Origin of the sequence: Sulfuriflexus sp., assembly GCF_032250955.1 — a bacterium.
Lineage (GTDB): Bacteria > Pseudomonadota > Gammaproteobacteria > AKS1 > AKS1 > Sulfuriflexus.
The window spans coordinates 26207-46124 of the sequence record NZ_JAVVES010000017.1 but is presented as its reverse complement, the minus strand read 5'-3'; the positions used below and the strand labels follow the sequence as shown (position 1 = coordinate 46124).

At 55.5% G+C, this 19918-nt stretch carries 21 protein-coding genes and 2 tRNA genes; 4 read left to right on the top strand and 19 right to left on the bottom strand.

What is annotated here, in order from left to right; translation table 11 throughout:
• Positions 1-69: 69 nt before the first annotated feature.
• The 9 genes from RQ738_RS04860 to RQ738_RS04820 all read right to left on the bottom strand — a co-directional run bounded on the left by RQ738_RS04860 (position 70) and on the right by RQ738_RS04820 (position 5935).
• A tRNA-Tyr gene (locus tag RQ738_RS04860) sits at positions 70-154 on the bottom strand.
• Between the two features lie 124 nt (positions 155-278).
• Positions 279-354: transfer RNA gene (locus RQ738_RS04855), tRNA-Thr, on the bottom strand.
• Between the two features lie 65 nt (positions 355-419).
• Positions 420-1097 (bottom strand): SPOR domain-containing protein, encoded by a 678-nt coding sequence (locus tag RQ738_RS04850; protein ID WP_314162486.1) that lies wholly within the window; start codon positions 1095-1097, stop codon positions 420-422.
• Entirely contained in the window at positions 1094-1840 is a 747-nt protein-coding gene (locus RQ738_RS04845; protein ID WP_314162485.1) for a type III pantothenate kinase, read from the bottom strand. The genes RQ738_RS04850 and RQ738_RS04845 overlap by 4 nt, the downstream gene beginning before the upstream one ends.
• A 20-nt stretch (positions 1841-1860) precedes the next feature.
• Positions 1861-2829, bottom strand: coding sequence for a bifunctional biotin--[acetyl-CoA-carboxylase] ligase/biotin operon repressor BirA (gene birA, locus RQ738_RS04840; RefSeq protein WP_314162484.1), 969 nt, complete (start codon positions 2827-2829; stop codon positions 1861-1863).
• Between the two features lie 68 nt (positions 2830-2897).
• Positions 2898-4097, bottom strand: a complete 1200-nt coding sequence (locus tag RQ738_RS04835) for a hypothetical protein (RefSeq protein ID WP_314162483.1) — start codon at positions 4095-4097, stop codon at positions 2898-2900.
• A gap of 109 nt (positions 4098-4206) precedes the next feature.
• The gene (locus RQ738_RS04830; RefSeq protein WP_314162482.1) at positions 4207-4764 is read right to left on the bottom strand and encodes a nuclease-related domain-containing protein; all 558 of its coding nucleotides are present in this window, start codon (positions 4762-4764) and stop codon (positions 4207-4209) included.
• 63 nt (positions 4765-4827) lie between these two features.
• Positions 4828-5499, bottom strand: a complete 672-nt coding sequence (locus tag RQ738_RS04825) for a hypothetical protein (RefSeq protein WP_314162481.1) — start codon at positions 5497-5499, stop codon at positions 4828-4830.
• 22 nt (positions 5500-5521) lie between these two features.
• Complete coding sequence (locus RQ738_RS04820; protein WP_314162480.1) at positions 5522-5935, bottom strand: SCP-2 sterol transfer family protein; 414 nt, start codon at positions 5933-5935, stop codon at positions 5522-5524.
• Positions 5936-6141: 206 nt separating this feature from the next.
• Here RQ738_RS04820 and RQ738_RS04815 point away from each other — a divergent pair, with 206 nt between their 5' ends.
• From RQ738_RS04815 to nadA, 3 genes are all read left to right on the top strand, one after another.
• Positions 6142-6474, top strand: a complete 333-nt coding sequence (locus RQ738_RS04815; protein ID WP_314162479.1) for a rhodanese-like domain-containing protein — start codon at positions 6142-6144, stop codon at positions 6472-6474.
• Between the two features lie 12 nt (positions 6475-6486).
• The gene (locus tag RQ738_RS04810) at positions 6487-6903 is read left to right on the top strand and encodes a hypothetical protein (protein WP_314162476.1); all 417 of its coding nucleotides are present in this window, start codon (positions 6487-6489) and stop codon (positions 6901-6903) included.
• Positions 6904-6995: 92 nt separating this feature from the next.
• Entirely contained in the window at positions 6996-8057 is a 1062-nt protein-coding gene (gene nadA, locus RQ738_RS04805; protein WP_314162474.1) for a quinolinate synthase NadA, read from the top strand.
• Positions 8058-8087: 30 nt separating this feature from the next.
• Here nadA and phoU read toward each other — a convergent pair whose 3' ends face one another.
• From phoU to RQ738_RS04755, 10 genes are all read right to left on the bottom strand, one after another.
• Positions 8088-8783: a phosphate signaling complex protein PhoU gene (gene phoU / locus RQ738_RS04800; RefSeq protein ID WP_314162471.1), complete on the bottom strand. Its 696-nt coding sequence runs from the start codon at positions 8781-8783 to the stop codon at positions 8088-8090.
• Between the two features lie 29 nt (positions 8784-8812).
• Positions 8813-9649, bottom strand: a complete 837-nt coding sequence (gene pstB, locus RQ738_RS04795) for a phosphate ABC transporter ATP-binding protein PstB (protein WP_314162469.1) — start codon at positions 9647-9649, stop codon at positions 8813-8815.
• 31 nt (positions 9650-9680) lie between these two features.
• Positions 9681-11330 (bottom strand): phosphate ABC transporter permease PstA, encoded by a 1650-nt coding sequence (pstA, locus tag RQ738_RS04790; protein WP_314162487.1) that lies wholly within the window; start codon positions 11328-11330, stop codon positions 9681-9683.
• A gap of 24 nt (positions 11331-11354) precedes the next feature.
• Positions 11355-13601 carry an ABC transporter permease subunit gene (locus RQ738_RS04785; RefSeq protein WP_314162464.1) on the bottom strand — a complete coding sequence of 749 codons (2247 nt, stop codon included), beginning with the start codon at positions 13599-13601 and terminating at the stop codon, positions 11355-11357.
• A gap of 354 nt (positions 13602-13955) precedes the next feature.
• The gene (locus RQ738_RS04780) at positions 13956-15026 is read right to left on the bottom strand and encodes a porin (RefSeq protein WP_314162463.1); all 1071 of its coding nucleotides are present in this window, start codon (positions 15024-15026) and stop codon (positions 13956-13958) included.
• Between the two features lie 467 nt (positions 15027-15493).
• Positions 15494-16468, bottom strand: coding sequence for a phosphate ABC transporter substrate-binding protein PstS family protein (locus RQ738_RS04775; protein ID WP_314162462.1), 975 nt, complete (start codon positions 16466-16468; stop codon positions 15494-15496).
• Positions 16469-16574: 106 nt separating this feature from the next.
• Positions 16575-17885 (bottom strand): phosphate regulon sensor histidine kinase PhoR, encoded by a 1311-nt coding sequence (gene phoR, locus RQ738_RS04770; RefSeq protein ID WP_314162461.1) that lies wholly within the window; start codon positions 17883-17885, stop codon positions 16575-16577.
• A gap of 2 nt (positions 17886-17887) precedes the next feature.
• Positions 17888-18580 carry a phosphate regulon transcriptional regulator PhoB gene (gene phoB / locus RQ738_RS04765; RefSeq protein ID WP_314162460.1) on the bottom strand — a complete coding sequence of 231 codons (693 nt, stop codon included), beginning with the start codon at positions 18578-18580 and terminating at the stop codon, positions 17888-17890.
• A 117-nt stretch (positions 18581-18697) separates the two neighbouring features.
• On the bottom strand, positions 18698-18868 hold the full coding sequence (locus tag RQ738_RS04760; RefSeq protein WP_314162459.1) for a hypothetical protein: 171 nt from the start codon (positions 18866-18868) through the stop codon (positions 18698-18700).
• A gap of 29 nt (positions 18869-18897) precedes the next feature.
• Positions 18898-19128 (bottom strand): hypothetical protein, encoded by a 231-nt coding sequence (locus tag RQ738_RS04755; protein WP_314162458.1) that lies wholly within the window; start codon positions 19126-19128, stop codon positions 18898-18900.
• A gap of 277 nt (positions 19129-19405) precedes the next feature.
• Between RQ738_RS04755 and trxA the strand changes: the two genes are divergently transcribed.
• Positions 19406-19750: a thioredoxin gene (trxA, locus tag RQ738_RS04750; RefSeq protein WP_314162456.1), complete on the top strand. Its 345-nt coding sequence runs from the start codon at positions 19406-19408 to the stop codon at positions 19748-19750.
• Positions 19751-19918 lie beyond the last annotated feature (168 nt).

The window sequence follows — 19918 nt, the reverse complement described above, 5'->3', positions numbered from 1 at the left end:
GCTGTTCTACGTCCTGCAAACCCACCACGTCTCACTGGTAATCGCACTCCGTTGCGCTAACCTTATATATGGTGGAGGGGGGTGGATTCGAACCACCGAAGGCGGAGCCGTCAGATTTACAATCTGATCCCTTTGGCCACTCGGGAACCCCTCCAAAAATAAGCCGCCTATTCTGCTTGAGAATCGGGACGCTGTCAATCGCGTTTATGCTGAAAGCCGCATCAGGACTGACACAGCGTCGGAACGGTGCCGCTGCGGTGCAGCGGCACGCCCGGAATTGGTGCCGGAGAAAGGAGTCGAACCCTCGACCTTCGCATTACAAGTGCGCTGCTCTACCAACTGAGCTACTCCGGCCTTACCGTACTGGCTTGGCAAGGCCGGCATTCTAATGAAAACCTCGCCCGGATACCACCGTATTTTTAAGAACAATCCCGTTCATGCAGGGCGATGTCACCATACTGCTGCTGCAGGGCATCAACAATAGACCCGGGCAAGGGCGGTCGGTGCGGGCTGCTGAAATCCAGCCACAACCCGCTGTTTTCACGATAACTTTCCTCTTTGGCCGGATTCAAACCCAGGGCGCTGATACGGGAAAAATGTTGCTCGGCTGAGTCACGGCTACGAAAAAACCCCAGCGAAATCGCATTTTTTTTCGGGCCGGTTGGCACGATCTGGAAGTCCTTGATGCCACGCGCCTTGAGTATTGCCGTGACCTTTTTCGCCTCGGCCCAACTTGGCAACGGCGGGATATATACCCAGTGGCCGGTCAATTCGCGACGCAGGCCTTCGCGCTGCCGCGTGACCAGCCCCAGGCTGCCGAGGGTTTCATCGGCCTCCCGGGCGCCGGTCTCACTGGCAAAGGCCCCCAGGGTATAGCAGGCCATCCCGGTAAACGTGACCGTGGGCCCTGTAACTATAGGTACCTCAGGGGCAGGGACAGTTTCGGCCGCTGCAACTACCGGCACTTCAGTGAGCAATTGCAGCTGTTTGCCACTGACCGGCCCGGGCTGGAGTACATCACCGGTTTGCGGCTGGTTTTTCAGCCAGACAAACATCATGACATTCAACAACAACAGGCCAGCAACCAGGTATTTCATGAGGCCTCCGCAAGCAGGGCCAGCCCCTGCAATACCAACAAGGGTTCATGTTGGATCTCGATTGTCAGCAACGGCAGGATATCAGTGGCATCACCGCCGGTCAGTAAACAGGTCATCGGTTCATCCAGTGCCTTTTCCATATCCGTGCAGACACGCTCAATAAAGGCGATGGCTGAGTAGAGCGTACCGCCCTCTACCGCGCCGGCAGTATCACAGGCCAACAGGCCACCCACCGGCGATGCTGGTACGGCGTCCTGCATGCCATGGGTGCCGGCATACAGGCTGTCACGCATCATGCCCAGACCCGGCACAATCAGGCCCCCAAGGTGCTGGCCGGAGCTGGCCATGACATCGACTGTTATCGCCGTGCCGCAGTCGATAATACACACCGCCTGCTTGCTTATTTCGTAAGCCGCCAGCAGGGCCAGCCAGCGATCCACGCCCAGGCGTGCAGGCTCATTGTAGGCGTTCCGGACCTCGCCCCGGGCCGCACGACTTGAGGCGTACTGCGGCAGTACCCCCCAGGCCCGCTGTAGCCATTGCTCGAGAGCCACGGCCAGTTCATCGCCGGCGACATTGCTCACCCACACTGCTGCCGGCGGTGAAAGCTCCTGCCATGTCTCATCCAGTACGCTGGCCAGCTCGGTGTCGGCATGCAGCACTTCACCGGCGTCACAAAGCCGCCCGTCATCAAGCCAGCACCACTTGATAAAACTATTGCCGATGTCGAGTAACAGAACCATACCCTTGTTTTCCCCGGTCACTATTGGCCACGTAAACTGACTTCTCCACAGCTGAAGCGCTGCACCTTGCCGTCCCGTTCCACTAACAAGGCACCCTGCGAGTCTATACCCCGAGAAAGACCACTGATGCGACGCTCGTCCGGTAATAGCAGGCTCACTTTCTTGCCCGCATGAATATCATAACGCTGCCAGTCTTCAAGATAAGCCGTAATCGCCCCCTGCTCACAGACCTGGCAGGCCTGGACCAGTTCAGCGAGTACCGCTGCCGCGAGCGTATTTCTCGAGATTTTCTCCTGGGTGCATTGCTGCAAGTCTGAACAGGGCTGGTCAACTGCCGCGACAGCGGAAGCCGGCATATTGACGTTCAGACCGACACCGATCACTACCTGGCTGGGGCCACCGGCCTCGCTGCGCATCTCGATCAGGATGCCGCCGAGTTTTCGCCCGTCATGGACGATGTCATTGGGCCATTTCAGACCAACGCCACGTATTTTCAGGGTTTCCAGGGCTCGCATGATGGCAACGCCCGCCGTCAGACTCAAGCCGGACAGCGCCGCCGCATCCAGCAGGAATCGCCAGCCGAGGGACAAATAGAGGTTCGCCCCAAATGGCGACACCCATTGCCGACCGCGTCGCCCCCGCCCGGCTTGCTGGTACTCGGCAAGGCAGACCTTGGCGTGCCAGTCGGCCTGTTCCATCAGGCAGGCGTTGGTTGAGGCCAGTTCCCGCCGCACATCCAGCTGCAGCGGGATACCATTCATCGCTGCCGGCAGCGCGGCAAGGATCTTGTCTGCCCTTAACAGCTCCAGCGCTGTCGCCAGGCGATAACCCTTGCCCTGCACGGCATGGATCTCCAGACCCAGTGCCTCGCATTGCTGCAGGGTTTTCCAGATGGCACTGCGACTGACGCCGAGTTGCTGCCCCAACGCCTCACCAGAGTGAAAACGACCATCGGCAAGCTGTTCCAGCAGGGAGATGAATAATGACATGGGGCAAAGTGTAGCAAGAGATTGCGGATTGATAAGTGAATCACGTCAATCCTGCAAAACCTTGGCGGTCATCCATCCGTGTTCATCAATCTTTTGTAGCTGCGGGCGTTTTTCTCCAGCCGCTGCCGGGTTGTCTGCCAGGAATCGGCCCAGGGCAGTTTCTTTCTCATCAGGCCCTTGCACAATTTTAGTTCTCCTGCGATATCAGCAAGGTGCACAAACTCGGGTGCCGGCCCGCGAGGCCTGGCACAATCCGGTCCGCCCTCATAGCCTTCATTGTGGTAGTTACCGAGGGGGATGGAAATGCCAATTGCCGGCAAGCCCCAGGCCGTTGCGGCCGTGGCCTCACAGGCGCCACCATCCATAATCCGGCGCTGATGCGCCCCCGGCAACAGGCGCTCGGCCAGTTGCGATAATACCTGCAAGCCGCCGGCATCGAACACAGTCCGTCGGTCGCCAAGCCGCACCACAGGCCCCTTGCCGATAACCGCTCCCGGCAGGGTACGAGAGGCCTCGAGGCTCACGACCATAAGTGGCCGCCTGGCCTTGTCCAGGTGACCGGACACGAAGTGCTTCACCGCACCGACAAAACCGACTTCCTCACCGCGGGTCAACAGCCCGATAAACGGCACCTCCTCACCACGACGACGCCGGGCCTGCAGGCTACGCGCGGTTTCGAGGATCGCAAAAACGCCAACCAGGTCATCGGCTGCCCGCGAGTAGAGGCGCTGGCCCTGCTTCCATAATGGTGCCCGAAACGCCAGGCCCCCATAGAGTTTTTCAGCGGCCGGCCGTGGCTGGACAGCAGTGTCTTTATCCAACGTCACCTCGGCCGTGGCGATGCCGTAACCACCGGCGTTGAGCACGACCTTGCCAAGACGGCCCTGACCCAGATCGGCCTCTGCCGTGGCCAGCCAGACCCGGCTACCAGCCAGGTGGCGCACTGGCGACCCCCCATACCAGCGTACGGCCAGACGGCGTTCTGATAGCCACTGCACGCCGTGAAAACCGGGGTGATCCATGTGCGCGATAAAGAACCGCAGCGGTTCGTCACGGCGTTGCCTGAGCAAAGCATGATATGCCCGTGCCGAACCGACACCGACCACACGATTACCGTGTTCATCTACAAACCAGGGGATCTTCGCCGCCGTCAATTGCAACTCGACTTCACGGATAACATGCTGTTCACGAAACGGTGCCGTCGAACATGACAACAGGCTGGAGAGACGTTGAAGGGCGGCAGGAGATAAGCTGGCAGTTTGTGGCATAACTCAAAGATACCCCGGTAATCATGATTACGTAACCGTACCGTTTCAAAACCCGCCGGTACAGCCTGACAGGGCGAGACAAGTCAGGGACGCCGTCGCCTGTCGGCTATTATAGTACCGCCTTGAGTTTCGCCCAGGCCTCGTCGAGCTTCTCATCGGGTAAGGCCGGACGTAGAAAACCGCCAAGCCGTTCATGGACTTCATCGATCATACAGACACCCTCGGGGACCCCCTTCGGAAACTGGCCACGACGGGTAAACACCACCTGGCCGGTAACCGGGATCCCGCCGATCAGGGCCTGCACGGCATGAATGCGGGCGGGTAACTCCAGTAGCGGGTTACTGAATTTATGGGCCTTCACGCCAATCAACTGGGTCCATTCATTGATCGACTCACCGCCAAACAGGTTACCGGTGTAATCACGGATATCAAGCACCACCAGGCCGCCGTCTGTCAGCAATAAACAATCTATCCAGATCTCGCCATCAACAACGTCCGGGACAAGCACGTTACGGTATTGGGCGCGGGATAAATCATGGATCAGCTTATTAACCTGCCGGCTATGCCGGCTGCGGCGAAAATAGCGCGTCACCAATATCACCAGGCTCAGCCCGACAACCAGCGCCAGGCCGATATACCACCAGATTAAATTCGGTTCAGTAAACACAGATGCGTTGTTCAGTATGCCTTAGGGGAGCGCGAGTATAGCAGCTGGGCAGCAATATTGCCGTTACATGACAACGACTGCATCGGCAATCTGTTGCAGGCGTCGCCAGGCCTCGGGAAGTTCATAGCCATGTTCGCGACAGGCTTCGAGCACGGCCTGGGCATTGGCATGCAGGAGCAGGATCTGTTCGCTATCAAACAGTTGCAACGCCCGGCCAAGTTCGTCGGCCTCGCTACTGAGCAATGCCGGCACCAGGCTGTCCGCGTTGACCGGCGAATCCGGGCGCAACAAGTCGACAATCAGTGGGGTCTCGAGCATGGTCATGTGCAACTGGCGCGCCTCGGTTTCCTGTTCAATTTCAGACAGGGCCTGCGGGTCATTCCCCGCGCCGGTACGCACGGCGCGCATGAGAACATCAATAAGCCTGCGCAAGGATGCCTGTGCCTGGTGGTTATCCCCGGCCAGTCCTGCCGCCTGCTCATAGAGTTGATCCGCGGTTTGTTTCAGTTCGAGGATGACATCGCTTTGCACGTTGGCATCGAGGCTCGCGGCCTTCTCGAACAAGCCACGAAAGGCCTCGGCAAATGCCGTGGCCTCTTCCGCATCCTCGTGCCGGGCGGCCTCCAGCATACCGGCATCAACGTGCTGCATGCTCTCCGGGTATAAGGGGTTATCAAGGCGGCGCTGCAAGTCACGCTCGCGGCAACCGGGGCGCTGGCTAAAATTCAGGGGCATTCAATAAGATCCGGTAACGGGATTAGCGGGCAAATTCCGTTTTCAAGTTGCCCATCAGTTCAAAGTGCCGCAGAAACGGCTTGGCCATATTCGGATGACGAATCATCTGCCGATAGTCGCCTTCAACGAAGCTCAATCTGCCGGTGGCAATGGAAACACCCAGTTTGTCGAAACCGAAACCCTCCGTCAGCCACTCCTTCCAGGCTTCCACATCGGCACGCATGTCCCAGTCGAGTGCCTGGCCATTGAATTCACCGGCATAGATCACCTCGCCATCGCGGACCTCAACAACACCGACCGGTTGTGTATCGCCACTACAGCCAAAACCGATAGTGGAACTGAAACCCGCCTCGGACAGGTTCTTAATCATTTCACTGTCGGCGTTCCATTGCTTGGCGAATGATTTCATCCATTCATCAGAAAATAATCTGGCCATTTCCGCTCCCTGATTTTTTATGTGGTTAATAGGTGCAGTTTAGCAGAAGACTGTATGCCACCTCGTTACCATTGTGTGACAAAATGTGCCCCTAAACAATTACCCGAATGCCTTTTGCTAATCCAGAGGACAACACCCGGATATTGAATATTAGCGACTACTTATATATGATAACAAGCCTGTATGCAAAATTCTGGAGGAAAGGGATGTATATCAACGAGATAGATGTCGGCGAACTCATCAGTTTGATGGAGGCAGATACCGAGCAACTTGAGATTATCGATGTCCGCGAGGCCCGGGAAGTCGCCCAGGGCGCAATTCCGAACGCCCGTCATATCCCGATGGCCACCCTGCCTTTACGCCTGCAGGAAATCAGTGCCGACAAACAGGTCGTGCTCGTTTGTCGAAGCGGAGCCCGCTCCGGCCAGTGCTGTGCCTGGCTGATGCAAAACGGCCGCGACAATGTCATCAACCTGCGCGGCGGCATGATGTCCTGGACCGGCAGCGGTCTGCAGCTTGGCTTACCCAAATCCGCCTGAATGATGACGAGCTTGCTGAAAAGGCTTTTCAGTAAAACAGATAACAATAACGTTATCGAAGCCAGCGCCGACGCGGTGCTGCCATTCCTGCGCACTGCCCACCAGACAGTGGAACTGCGCGCCTTCATGACCCCGCGCCTGCATACGCTCATTTACTGCTTTGCCTATGGTGCCCTCGAGGTCGAGGCACTGGAACGTGGCATGAACGAGACCCAGCAACTCGCCGCGCTACTCCATATACTGAACACCCTCTCCCAGCTCGAGCCACAGGATGTCAGTGCCCTGCTCAACAAGTGCATGAGCAGCATGCAGGAAGAGGAAGGCCACGGTTTTGTGGTAGCCGGCAGCGATGCCTACAGGGCCTGGCGCGAAGCTGATACCGGTGCGGCGGGCCAACTCGCCGACAAATTACACCGCGTGAACCTCTAAACCTGGCTGGTCGGGGAATACCCCTGATGGTATATAATCCTCAGACCTGCAAACTGGTTTAATCTCTCTACCCTACGCTAGCCGAGAAGCCTATGTCTCTCACAATTCACATGCCCGCAGTCGATCACGATAGTGTACGCAAGGCCGCCGCCGAGGCTGCCGATATCGCCTATGCGATCCCGCCGATCGACGCTGCCGAGCGCGAGGCGCTCACGTCCCGTATTCGTGCGCAACTGGTAAAACAGGATGCGGTACTGGTCGCACATTACTATGTGGATGCCGAGCTACAGCAGCTTGCCGAGGAGACCGGCGGCTATGTATCTGACTCACTGGACATGGCTCGCTTTGGTAATGAGCACCCGGCCAGCACCCTGGTTGTCGCCGGCGTGCGTTTCATGGGCGAGACCGCCAAGATCCTCAACCCGGAAAAGCGCATCCTCATGCCTGACCTGCGTGCCACCTGCTCGCTCGATCTGAATTGCCCGGCAGAGCAGTTCAGTGCCTTCTGTGATCAATACCCGGACCACACCGTGGTCGTCTATGCGAACACGAGTGCCGCGGTAAAGGCCCGGGCCGACTGGATGGTGACCTCGGGGAGTGCCGTGGCGGTGATCGAGCATTTGCTCAAGCAGGGTGAGAAGATCATCTGGGGGCCTGACAAGCACCTCGGTAATTATATCGAAAGCCTCACCGGTGCGGAGATGAAAATCTGGCAAGGCAGCTGCATCGTGCACGAGGAATTCCGTGCCGAGGAATTAAAGCAACTCAAGGCACAACATCCCGAGGCCGCGGTGCTCGTGCACCCGGAATCACCCACGGCAGTCATTGCCCTGGCTGACTATGTTGGCTCGACCACCGGCCTTATCAAGGCCGCTACAGAGATGCCAAACCCAACGTTTATTGTCGCCACTGACAACGGCATCTTTTACAAGATGCAACAGGCCGCCCCGCACAAGACCTTGATCGAGGCACCGAATGCCGGTATCGGTGCCACCTGCAAGAGCTGCGCGCATTGCCCGTGGATGGCAATGAACAATCTGCGCAACCTCGCCGAGGTACTGGAAACGGGAACAAACGAGATTCACATCGACGCGGAAATTCGCAAACGTGCCGTGCTCCCCATCCAGCGCCTGCTCGAGTTCACCTCCCGCTAAGCAGCAATGTTGGCAACTATCCCATCCGTTTCAGAACTGCTCCGGACTGATATGGCGCACATCCTTGCCCTTGACCAGGTAGATCACGTACTCGCAGATATTGCTTGAACGATCACCAATACGCTCCAGGGCGCGGGCCGACCACATCACATCCAGTGACCACGGGATCGAACGCGGGTCTTCCATCATGTAGGTAATCAGCTGGCGGATGATGCTCTCGTACTGGGTATCGATCTTGCTGTCCTTGTGCCAGACCTTCGTCGCTGCATCCGGGTCCATGCGCGCAAAGGCATCAAGAGCACCGTGCAGCATCTTCTTCACCTGCTCTCCCATGTTTTCGATACTGCCGGTGAGACTGCTGGATTTTTCATCATTACTGTGGTGCAACATCATACGCGCAAATCGCTCAGCTTCATCGCCGATACGCTCGAGATCAGTAATGGTTTTGATCACCGCCATAATCAGGCGCAGGTCACTGGCTGCCGGCTGACGACGGGCAATGATCTGGGTGCACTCTTCATCAATGCTGACTTCCATTTCATTCACCATGTAGTCGAGGGAAACGACCTTCTCGCCGAGTTCGGTGTCACCATCCACCAGTGCCTGCAGCGCATCACCGAGTTGTTGCTCCACCAGGCCACCCATCGTCAGGACGCGGTTACGAACATCCTCGAGTTCGGTGTCGAACTGTTGGGAAATGTGCTTGCCGAGATCGCTCTTGTCCATACTCTGCCTCTTTGGTTGTTCTTTCCGTTTTAACCGTAACGGCCGGTAATATAATCTTCCGTCTGCTTCTTCGCCGGATTGGTAAACAGGGTTTTGGTATCATTAACCTCGATCAGCTCACCAAGATACATGAAGGCCGTATAATCCGAGACACGCGCCGCCTGTTGCATGTTATGCGTAACAATCACGATTGTGTAGCGGCTTTTAAGCTCGTAAATCAGTTCTTCAATCTTCAGGGTCGAGATCGGGTCGAGTGCCGAGGCCGGCTCATCAAGCAACAATACATCGGGCTCTATCGCAATAGTACGCGCAATCACGAGGCGCTGTTGCTGGCCTCCGGACAGGCCCAGCGCATTGTCATGCAGGCGGTCCTTGGCTTCATCCCAAAGCGCGGCACCCTTGAGAGCATTCTCTACCGCTTCATCCAGGACACGGCGATTCTTGATGCCCTGCAAGCGCAGACCATAAGCGACATTTTCATAGATGGTCTTCGGAAACGGATTCGGCTTCTGAAATACCATGCCGACATGGCGGCGCAGTTCAGCCACGTTCACAGATCTGGCGTAAATATCCTTGCCCTCAAGCAAGACCTCACCATCGATACGCACACCATCTACCAGGTCGTTCATACGGTTAAAGCAACGCAACAGGGTCGACTTGCCACAACCACTCGGGCCAATAAAGGCTGTGACCCGGTTTTTCGGGATAGGCATATTGATGTCCTTCAAGGCCTGCGTTTCCCCGTAGAACAGGTTCAAATCCCTGGCTTCGATACTGATGCGTTCATCAGCCAGACATTTCTCTGTCTCTGTACGGCCCAGGGCATCTATATTGATGCCGTGGGTCATGGTGGTTTTATCCTGCATGCTTTAATCCTGTTAACGTGTTATCCAGCATTTAATCCAGCGCCTTGTACTTTTCGCGCAGGTTATTACGAATCCGGATCGCGGCCAGGTTGAGGATCACGATCACCGCAACCAGCAACAGCGCGGTCGCGTAAACCAGTGGTCGTGCGGCCTCGACATTCGGACTCTGGAAACCGACATCGTAAATGTGAAATCCGAGAGTCATGAATTTCCGGTCAAGGTGCAAAAACGGCGCATTCATATCCAGCGGCAGCGACGGCGCCAGCTTGACCACACCAACCAGCATTAATGGCGCCACTTCGCCAGCGGCACGCGCGATGGCGAGGATCATCCCGGTCATAAGCGCCGGGCTGGCCATCGGCAAGACGATGCGCCACAGGGTCTCGGCCTTGGTCGCGCCCAGTGCCAGGCTGCCCTCGCGTATCGAGCGCGGAATCCGTGCCAGTCCCTCTTCAGTGGCGACGATCACCACCGGCAGTGTCAATAGTGCCAGGGTCAGCGAAGCCCACAGGATGCCCGGTGTCCCGAAAGTCGGTGCCGGCAGGGCCTCGGGGTAAAACAACTGGTCAATATTGCCGCCAAGGAAATAGACGAAGAAGCCCAGGCCAAAGACACCATAAACAATCGACGGTACCCCGGCAAGATTGTTGACGGCAATGCGAATAATGCGTGTCACCGGTCCCTGTTTGGCATATTCGCGCAGGTAAACCGCGGCGATGACCCCAAACGGGGTAACCAGGATCGACATGATAATAACCATGAGCACCGTGCCAAAGATGGCCGGGAAGACACCGCCTTCGGTGTTTGCCTCGCGCGGCTCGTCACTGACAAATTCCCAGGCTTTTTCCAGATAGTGAAGACTCTTGTCGAATACCCCCATGGCATTCGGTCGGTAGGCACGCACTATCTTGGACAAGGGCACATCCACCTCGCGACCATTAGCGACCTTGACCACCATGCTGTCCCGTTGCATTTGCTGATACAGTGAATCGAGGCGTTTTTGCAGTACAAGGAATTCTTTATTCAGGGTCTCACGACGCGCTGCGATATCTTTATAGGCTGCCGGATCCTTGACACCGTCGAGCTCAAGCCTGCGTTTCTCCATTCTCAGCTCTTCGATCTGGTAATTAATGGCACCGATGACACCCTTTTGAATATCGCGTACCTCAGCAAACAGTTGCCTGGTCCGCACCAGTCTTTCATGCAAGGCTGGCCAGGCGTTTTCCTGCTCCGCCACAAGCTTACCCTGCTGCTTGACGGCTATCAGGTAACCATAAAGATTACCCCATTCATGGCGCTCAACGGCGAGCAAGTCCTGGGGACGCTGTTCACTGATTATGTTGGGGCGGTCAACCCAGCGAAAATCCAGGCCGGTAATATCACGGTTACCGATCTTGATCAGCAAACGGTCGATTGACTTGACGCCTTCAGGAATGGTTCCGCCGCCGCTACGAATGCGTTCCGCTGTTACCTTCTCACGACCCTGTATTTCCCCGATGATCTGCACCACCCGGTTATCTGCCTCGCGGTATTCAATCTCCAGCACGTCGGCGGGCCAGAAATAACCCAGGCCGCGCATCGCAATCAGGATCAAAAGACCGAATACCATGATGAGACTGATACTTACCGCGGCGGCACTCAACCAGACCCAGGGTGAGCCTGATTTGAACCAGCTTTTGATTGAAGGCTGTACCATGTGTCTTTCCTACAGGCTGCTGTACTTGCGGCGCAGGCGCTGACGCACCAGCTCTGCGATTGTGTTAAAGAAAAAGGTGAACATGAACAGTACCAGCGCGGCGAGGAACAGGACGCGATAGTGCGTGCTGCCGAGTTCTGATTCCGGCATCTCCACGGCGATATTCGCTGACAGGGTACGCATGCCCTCGAAGATGCTGAAGTCCATGACCGGCGTATTGCCCGTGGCCATGAGCACGATCATGGTCTCCCCAACGGCACGGCCGAAGCCGATCATGATCGCCGAGAAGATCCCCGGACTGGCGGTGAGCAAAATCACGCGCCACATGGTTTGCCAGGGGGTGGCTCCGAGTGCCAGCGAGCCGTGCGAGAGTTGTTTGGGCACGCTGAAGAGCGCGTCTTCGGCGATGGAGAAAATAGTCGGGATCACGGCAAACCCCATCGCCAGTCCGACCACTATGGCGTTTCGCTGATCGAAGCTGATACCCAGTTCATTGGTCAGATAGCCGCGCATATTCCCCTGGAACAACCAGCTTTCCAGTAACGGGCTAATCGCAACCGCCTGCCAGCTGACCAGCAAAATTACCGGCAGGAGTAACAGTGCCTCCCAGCCATCGGGCACGCAATGGCGAATGGCATCCGGCAGTCGCGTCCACAGCCAGCCAATGAGCAGTATCGTCAGCGGCATTATGACCAGCAGACTGAAGATCCCTGGCATATGCGTCTCGACGGCCGGTGCCAGCCACAGACCGGCAAGGAAACCGAGGATTACGGTCGGCAGCGCCTCCATGATCTCGATACTCGGTTTGACCACCCTGCGCATACGCGGAGCCATGAAGTAGGCCGTAAAGATTGCCCCCATGATGGAAAGCGGCACCGCGATCAGCATAGCGTAAAAGGCCGCTTTTATCGTCCCAAAGGAAAGAGGCACCAGGCTGAACTTCGGCTCAAAATCATTTGAGGCCGACGACGACTGCCAGATATATTCAGGTTCCGGGTAACTCTCGTACCAGACCTTGCCCCACAAAGAACTCCATGATATTTCAGGGTATTCGTTTTTCACCTGCCAGAAGTGCATCTGCCCGCTCTTGTCTTCCAGCAACAGGGCGTTGGCCCTTGGCGCAAACACCACCCGCTGCAGGGGCGCATCGGTCACTTGCTCGTTGAGAACCCTCTGTCCGGCCGTGGTATGAAATATTTTCAGGCCACCCTGGCTATCGGCCACGGCAAAGCCCTTGCGATTATGCTCAACAGCAAGCGCTGCCGGCATCAGGCCCACATTCTCGAAATCGCGAATATGGGTGAGGATGTAATTATTGTGTTCGTCACGTACCGGGAACCACTGTGCGACGGTGCCTGCGGAGTCGGTAACCATCAGGGAGATACTGCCCGTCAGGAAGGTAATACCGACAAGTTCACGCTCGTCTTTCAACAACTCATGACGTTGCTGGATGGTCGGCGTGTCACTGCCACTGATGTCATATTGTACTAACTGACCACGCTGGCTAACGGCATAGAGGAGGCGTTGGTCACTACCCATCAGCAGGTAGTCGATATCGAAACCGGCTGGTGGCAGTTCAACACTTTCCCGGGTCAGTTCAGCATCCTCATCATCGTCCAGGGCCGAGCCTTCCTTGAAAAACCGCGTCAATATCAGGCGATCATCGGTGGTCAGGGCGGCAACACTGTGTTTTTCGTCACCGAGCTGGAAGGCCATTGATTCGAGTGCCTGGCCAGCGTCATCAATCAGCAATGGCTGTTGACCAAGCGGATACTCGATCACCGGACTGATCAGACGCTGGTCATCCGGGAAGCTGATGCGATAATCATGACGAACCACCAGCAACCGCCCGTCATTCAGGCCATAGCCGACCACGGGCACGGCAGGCGGAGTGACGGCATGAAAACTACTCACTTCTTCTGCCGCCACAGGCAGGTTGACGTGCTTGAGCACCTCGCCGCTCGTGGTAGCAAAAAAAACAGCCTCGGCGGCGGTGGTAAAACGGACCCCGACCTCGGCCTGCTCTTCCATGGCCAGGTGCAAGGTCTGAGCCTTGCCCGGCAAGGCATAACGCCCCGCCGCCGTGCCCTCGGCGGCGGTAAACATGGGGGCGACGACGTAAAACAGGTAAAAGAAAATCAACAAGATAGCAATGATCACGCCGATGCCACCGATACCAACAACGTAGCGGAGCATACGGTCCTTGATGTCCCGCAGGCGCTGGTGGGTACTGGTTGAAGTCGTTGAGATTGACATGCGGCAAGGGTATCCCGCTTATGTGACAGGAATATGACAAAAACACCATTAATACGGGGCCTGTCACAAAAATTTCACGGTGCTGGCGCCAGCCCGCAGTTCGAAAACAGGCGAATATGCCATCAAAGCAGACAAGCCTGTATAGATTGACCCCCCTATACTCGGCGACAGACCACAAATACAGAGGTATCCGGGCCTCACCCCTTGCACCATCTGCGTCCCGTAAAAAATCCCCGCCAGTGGCGGGGCCAGATTACTGCTTGCGAGCTTCCTGCTGCTGACTCTTTCCCGTTATTTTACTGTCGATTGAGAATAAATCAGGCGCAATGACATCCCTGTCGTCGTTCCGTCCTTTTAGAACTTGAAGACCAGACCTGCAGACAAGGCGTTGGGGGTCTTGCCAAGGTCTGTCTTGACCTCATCACCATGGCCACCGTCAACGCCCTGGAACCTGGCATTGGCGTCATTGTCGGTGCGAGTGTAGGCGGCATAGATGGTGGTTTGTTTGTCCAACTTGTTGAAGATACCGATGCTGGCCATGTTGGCACCTGAGTTCTTGACTCCTTCATAATCATCAGCAACGAGGTACTGTGCCTTGAGACTGACACCCTTGGCAACCTTGAAGGCACCGTTCACGCCCCAGACGTTGCGATCAAACTGCGGCGAGACTTTGCTGTCCAGAGTTTCGTAGATCAGGCCGGTCTTGAACTTGCCAAAGTCATAGGTGCCGGCAACGCGCCAGCCATCAACCTGGCCATATTTGCCATCCAGATTTTCCCAATCCTCGTAGCCGGCGCCAATCCGTAGTTTTTTGGTCTTGTAGACAACACTGGTGCTGAACATGTCATTGTCGTTGTTGTCGATGCCACCAGATGCACTGTCTTTGGCATCAGTGGAATACATGGCGCGCAACTCAACCGGGCCGCCAAAGTTACTGATGTAAAGCAGTGAGTTCTTGCCACGCTGGTTTACCTTGTTACCATTTGTTGCACTGGCACCAAGAATGGCACGACGGTCGGCGATGGTGTCACCAAACATGCCCCACTTGCCACCCACATCCTTGAACGGCGTGTCATGCTGGCCGGCGAGGACAGTACCAAAAGCGCCCTTCATGCCTACATAGGCGTTACGTGTGGCGAACGTACCGGAACCCTCGTCAAATTTGATTTCCTGTTCGATTTTGTAAAGCAGCGCAAGATTGTCATTAATCTCATGCTTGCCCTTGAAACCGAGGCGAGTCGAGTTACTGGAAATGCTGGTGTCACTTTGATCATTCGGCCTGGCGCGATCGTTGTCACTGGCATCAACCGAGACATGCGCCTTACCATAGATTTCCAGTTTCTTGCCGATAATTTCGTAAGCATTCGCCACCCCTGGCAGCACTACCGCGGCACAGACAACCGCGCTGATGATTTTCTTCTTCATGGTGTTTCAACTCCTGGTCAGGTAATTAGTTTGAATATTCAAGTACGTGATTACTTTGTTGTGCGAGGTATTTTCTGCTTTCGTTATGACATGACTGTTAAAGTGCGGTTAAGCTTTTATTGCAGACAAGCGACGATTACGTGACAGGGAGAATGGATTGATGAATGATGAATGATGAATGATGAATGATGAATGATGAATGATGATTGATGATTGATGAATGATGATTGATGATTGATGATTGATGATTGATGATTGATGATTGATGATTGATGATCACATCGTGGCTCAGGCCTCTGGTAGTTGACGCAAGTTAGAAGACCAATGTCGTCATTGACAACGACAGGGCTTGACTACGCAATAGAGAAAAAGTCCGTTAGTTTTACAAACATGCCGTTTCAATCGCGTAGTTCTTATCCAAAAAAAGCCCCGCCGGAGCGGGGCTTTTTTGTTTCAACTGAAATGGCTTACTTCAGGTTAGCCAGTTCCTTTTCCACAATTTTGCTTGAGAGTGGAATGTAGCCGTCCTTGATAACAACCTGCTGACCGGCCCTGGAGAGAACCATCTTCACGAATTCACGCTCGAGTGGCGCCAGTGGCTTGTTCGGGTGCTTGTTCACGTACACGTACAGGTAACGTGACAAGGGGTAAGTACCATCAGCAGCGTTATCAGCGGTCGCGGCGATGAACGGCTTGCCGGGTTTCTTCGTCAGCGGCACTGCCTTCACACCTGATGTCTTGTAACCGATGCCTGAGTAGCCGATACCATTAATGGAAGCAGTGACTGACTGCACGACTGAGGCAGAACCAGGCTGTTCGTTGACATTGGACTTGTAGTCACCCTTGCAGAGAGCCTTCTTTTTGAAGTAACCATAAGTACCAGAGACCGAATTGCGGCCAAAGATCTGGATGTCGCGGCCAACCCATGCACCTGTCAGACCCAGGTCACCCCAGCGGTTGGCGTCTTTGTCATAGCCGCACTTGCGGGTAGATGAGAATACAGCGTCCACCTGCGGGATAGTCATGCCTTTAATCGGGTTATCCTTGTGAACGTAGACAGCCAGTGCATCAATCGCAACACGAATCGGAGTCGGCTTGTAACCGTGCTTTTTCTCAAAGGCCTCCAGTTCCTTGCTCTTCATCTTGCGGCTCATCGGTCCCAGATTAGAGGTGCCTTCGGTCAAGGCCGGAGGCGCAGTCGAAGAACCTGCCGCCTGGATCTGTATATTGACATTAGGATAAACACGCTTGAACTCTTCAGCCCACAGGGTCATGAGGTTGGCAAGGGTGTCAGAACCAACACTCAACAGATTGCCAGATACTCCGCTGGTGCGCTCATAGGTAGGCAATGACGCATCAAGCCTGGATTCAGCCTGCGCCGTACCAGCGGCCATAAATGGCACACTGCACAGGCTAACCAGGGCAATTAAGGTTTTCTTCATTTCGCTTACTCCTTGAACAAGAATATTTTAGTGATTGCTTTACTGTTTTACTGCTGGCTAGTCTGATAAATCTGTATGACAAGCCAGTGATAGATATATGACAGTTTTATGAAAGTTTTTCCGTATCTGTCATAAGCAACTCCAGCGGGAAATCGCAACGGAACAGGCTTCCCTGACCTGCCTGACTCTCTATATGCAAATGCGCCCGATGGCGTTGCAGTACATGCTTGACAATGGCAAGGCCCAGACCGGTACCGCCACTGTGCCGTGAACGGCCGACATCAACACGGTAAAAACGCTCAGTGAGACGCTCGATATGCTGGGCCGGAATGCCAATACCGGTATCGCGCACCGCGAAATGAGCACCCACCTCATCCTGGTACCAGGACAGGCCAATCTGGCCATCTGCCGGGGTGTAATTCACGGCGTTGAAGACCAGGTTGGAAAAGGCACTGCGCAGTTCCTGTTCGTTTCCCTTGATGAGCAACCGGTCGTCGCACTCCAGGCTGATTTCATGGTTTTTATAACCACTCAGACTGCGCGCCTCCTCAACCAGCACCCTTAACAGCTGCGGGATATTGACCGGCTCATTCGTGGTGCGGTATGTATCGGCCTCGAGACGCGATAATAATAACAAATCACCAATAATACTTTGCAGACGTGAGGCCTGTTCGCCCATACGTACAATCACGTCATCGAACTCATCACTGTCACGGTTATCCGCCTCGGCGAACAATTCCAGATAGCCACAGATCACTGTCAGCGGCGTACGCATTTCATGTGAGACATTGGCAACAAAGTCACGGCGCATCTCTTCGAGGCGCTGCATGCGGGTGATGTCGCGGGCAATAAGCAGGCGTTGTACTGCGCCATAAGGAACAATACGAATCGACAGGCTCATCCCTTCATTCACCGGCGAAGGGATATTTAGCGGCTGGGCAAACTCGGCCTGCCTGATATAGCTGACCAGTGCCGGTGTCCTGACCAGGTTCAGGATTCGCTGGCCAAGGTCGTTGGTGGTATGCACGCCCAGCATACGGGTCGCGGCGTTATTGCACCATTCAATGGTGCCCTGGTTATTCATGACAATAATGGCATCCGGCAGGGCCTGCGCGGCCTCCTGAAAACGACTCAGGCGTGAAACCAGCCGTTTGTGGCGCCGCCTGTTACGCTGACGAAAACGGAATAATTGCAGAAACACCTCTTCCCAGATGCCGCTGCTCTCAGGCGGTTCACCGCCGAGACGCAGATTGATCCAGTCAACCAGTTTCAGCAGGTTATGCAGGTGCCATGTCAGGTAGCCGATGCCGGCCAGGGCGGCCCAGGTAAAGAACTCCCCGAATATTGCCGTGAGCAGCAATACCGCCGCCACCATAAATGTGATTCGCCAAAGTTCATCGCTCCAGCCGCGCTTCACTATCAGCTCCGCGCCGAGAAGCGGTAACCGGCACCGCGCACGGTTTGCACCAGATGTTCATGACCACTCGGTGTCAGCACCTTGCGCAGGCGACGAATATGCACATCCACGGTACGCTCTTCAATATAGACATTACTTCCCCAGACCAGGTCAAGGATCTGGGTGCGACTGTAAACACGTTCGGGGTGGGTCATGAAAAAATGCAGGATGCGAAACTCGGTCGGGCCGATCTCCAGCGACTCACCATTGGCAAAGACCCGGTGACTGTCCGGTTCGATACGCAGACCTTCGATTTCGACCGGCTCATCCGCCAGCTGTGGCCGGACGCGGCGTAATACTGCCTTGATGCGCGCATTCAGTTCTTTTGGCGAGAAGGGTTTGCAGACATAGTCATCGGCGCCCACTTCCAGCCCCTTGACACGATCATCTTCCTCGATACGCGCGGTGACCATGATGGCAGGGATATCCTTGGTCAGTTCCTCGCGCTTGAGCTGGCGCACAAGTTCAACGCCGCTCTCGCCCGGTAACATCCAGTCCACCAGCATCAGGTCCGGCAGCTGTGTGTTGATCGCCGTCCGAGCCTCGCGCGCATCAGCAGCCTCTGTCACCGAGTAGCCGAACTTGCCCAGGGCAAGTCGCAGCATTTCGCGAATCGGCGCTTCATCTTCAATAAGCAATATGTGCGGTTTAGCCATATTTGTGCCCACCTGTCTACAAGGTGACTAATGATTACCTGGGAGCGATTCTATGTCCGGGATATGACAATTATGTGACAGTGGGGAAGATAGTGTCACAATCTGCGTTCAGGGCATCTACAACCGATCACCGTAAAAGGTTTGATAATGCTCGCGCATGGCGGCACTGAGTTCTGCGAGCTTGCGGGCATAGATCCGCGGTTCGACCTCTTTGAGCACCGCGCCGGGGAGGCCGGTGGTTTCCGCCCGCAAGCGGCGAATCCGCTCATCCAGCTCAGTAACCGACATGATAAAACGCAGGGTCGGCGAAAAAGGCCCTAAAATGCATTGTCGCTATCAAGTATGACATGGCCTTGCTCGTATCGGGGCACCACAAGGTCGAGACACTGCCAGTCACCGAGGCTGATGGTATGGGTTGTGCCTTCAACGTACTGAATCAGCACCCATTCGATGTCATCACGGCCATACATGAGCATTTTGACTTTCATCAGCTTGCCGGTGCGATTGATGTACCAGTAGCCGGGTCGGGGCTGTTGCAGATCTAGCATCGTCATTGTCCTCGTCACCACGGGGGTGTTTGGCGAGTCCGTTGGTTGCGGGCGTTAGCAAACTCAATTCTAGGCGGCCTGGCCGGCGCTGGCAAAAAAAATCTCCCTCGCCCTCTGCAAGCGACTTCGTCGCGGCCCGCTAGCGGTTGTAGCTGCTTGTTATCCGGCATAATTCTCCAACAAAAGCGGATTATTCGCCCGGGTTATGCATTCCGGCTTGTCAGGGAGGGTGAGGCAGGCGAGAATGCGCCACTTTGTAACAGATGAAATCGCTTCCATGTCTGATAATTCGAACATCTTTGACGTCACCGAGGGCAATTTCGATGAGCTGGTCATCGCCGCCTCACTGCAGCAGGCCATCATGGTGGATTTCTGGGCCGACTGGTGTCCACCCTGTCGCGCCCTGACGCCGGTACTGGAAAAGATCATTACCGAAACCGATTCCACCCTACAGCTGGCCAAGGTCGAGGTGGATGACAATATGCACCTCGCCGGTCGCTATGGCCTGCGTGGCTTTCCCACCGTCATCCTGTTCCAGGCCGGTGAGGAACGCGGCCGTTTCAGCGGCTTCAAGCCACAGGCTGAGATTGAGGCCTTTATTGAACAGCAGCTCAATCTATAGCATTACCCGCTTCCTAACGGAACACGGCAAGTCTTATGCTTTTGTCAGCAAGTTAATAATGGGGCAGACAGCCGGTTGCTGCCCGTCACGACAGGTGTCAATAAGTAGTGTCTCTGCCATCGCCGTCAGGTCGGCAATACGCTATTGAAAGGCGGTCAGTTTCTGCGT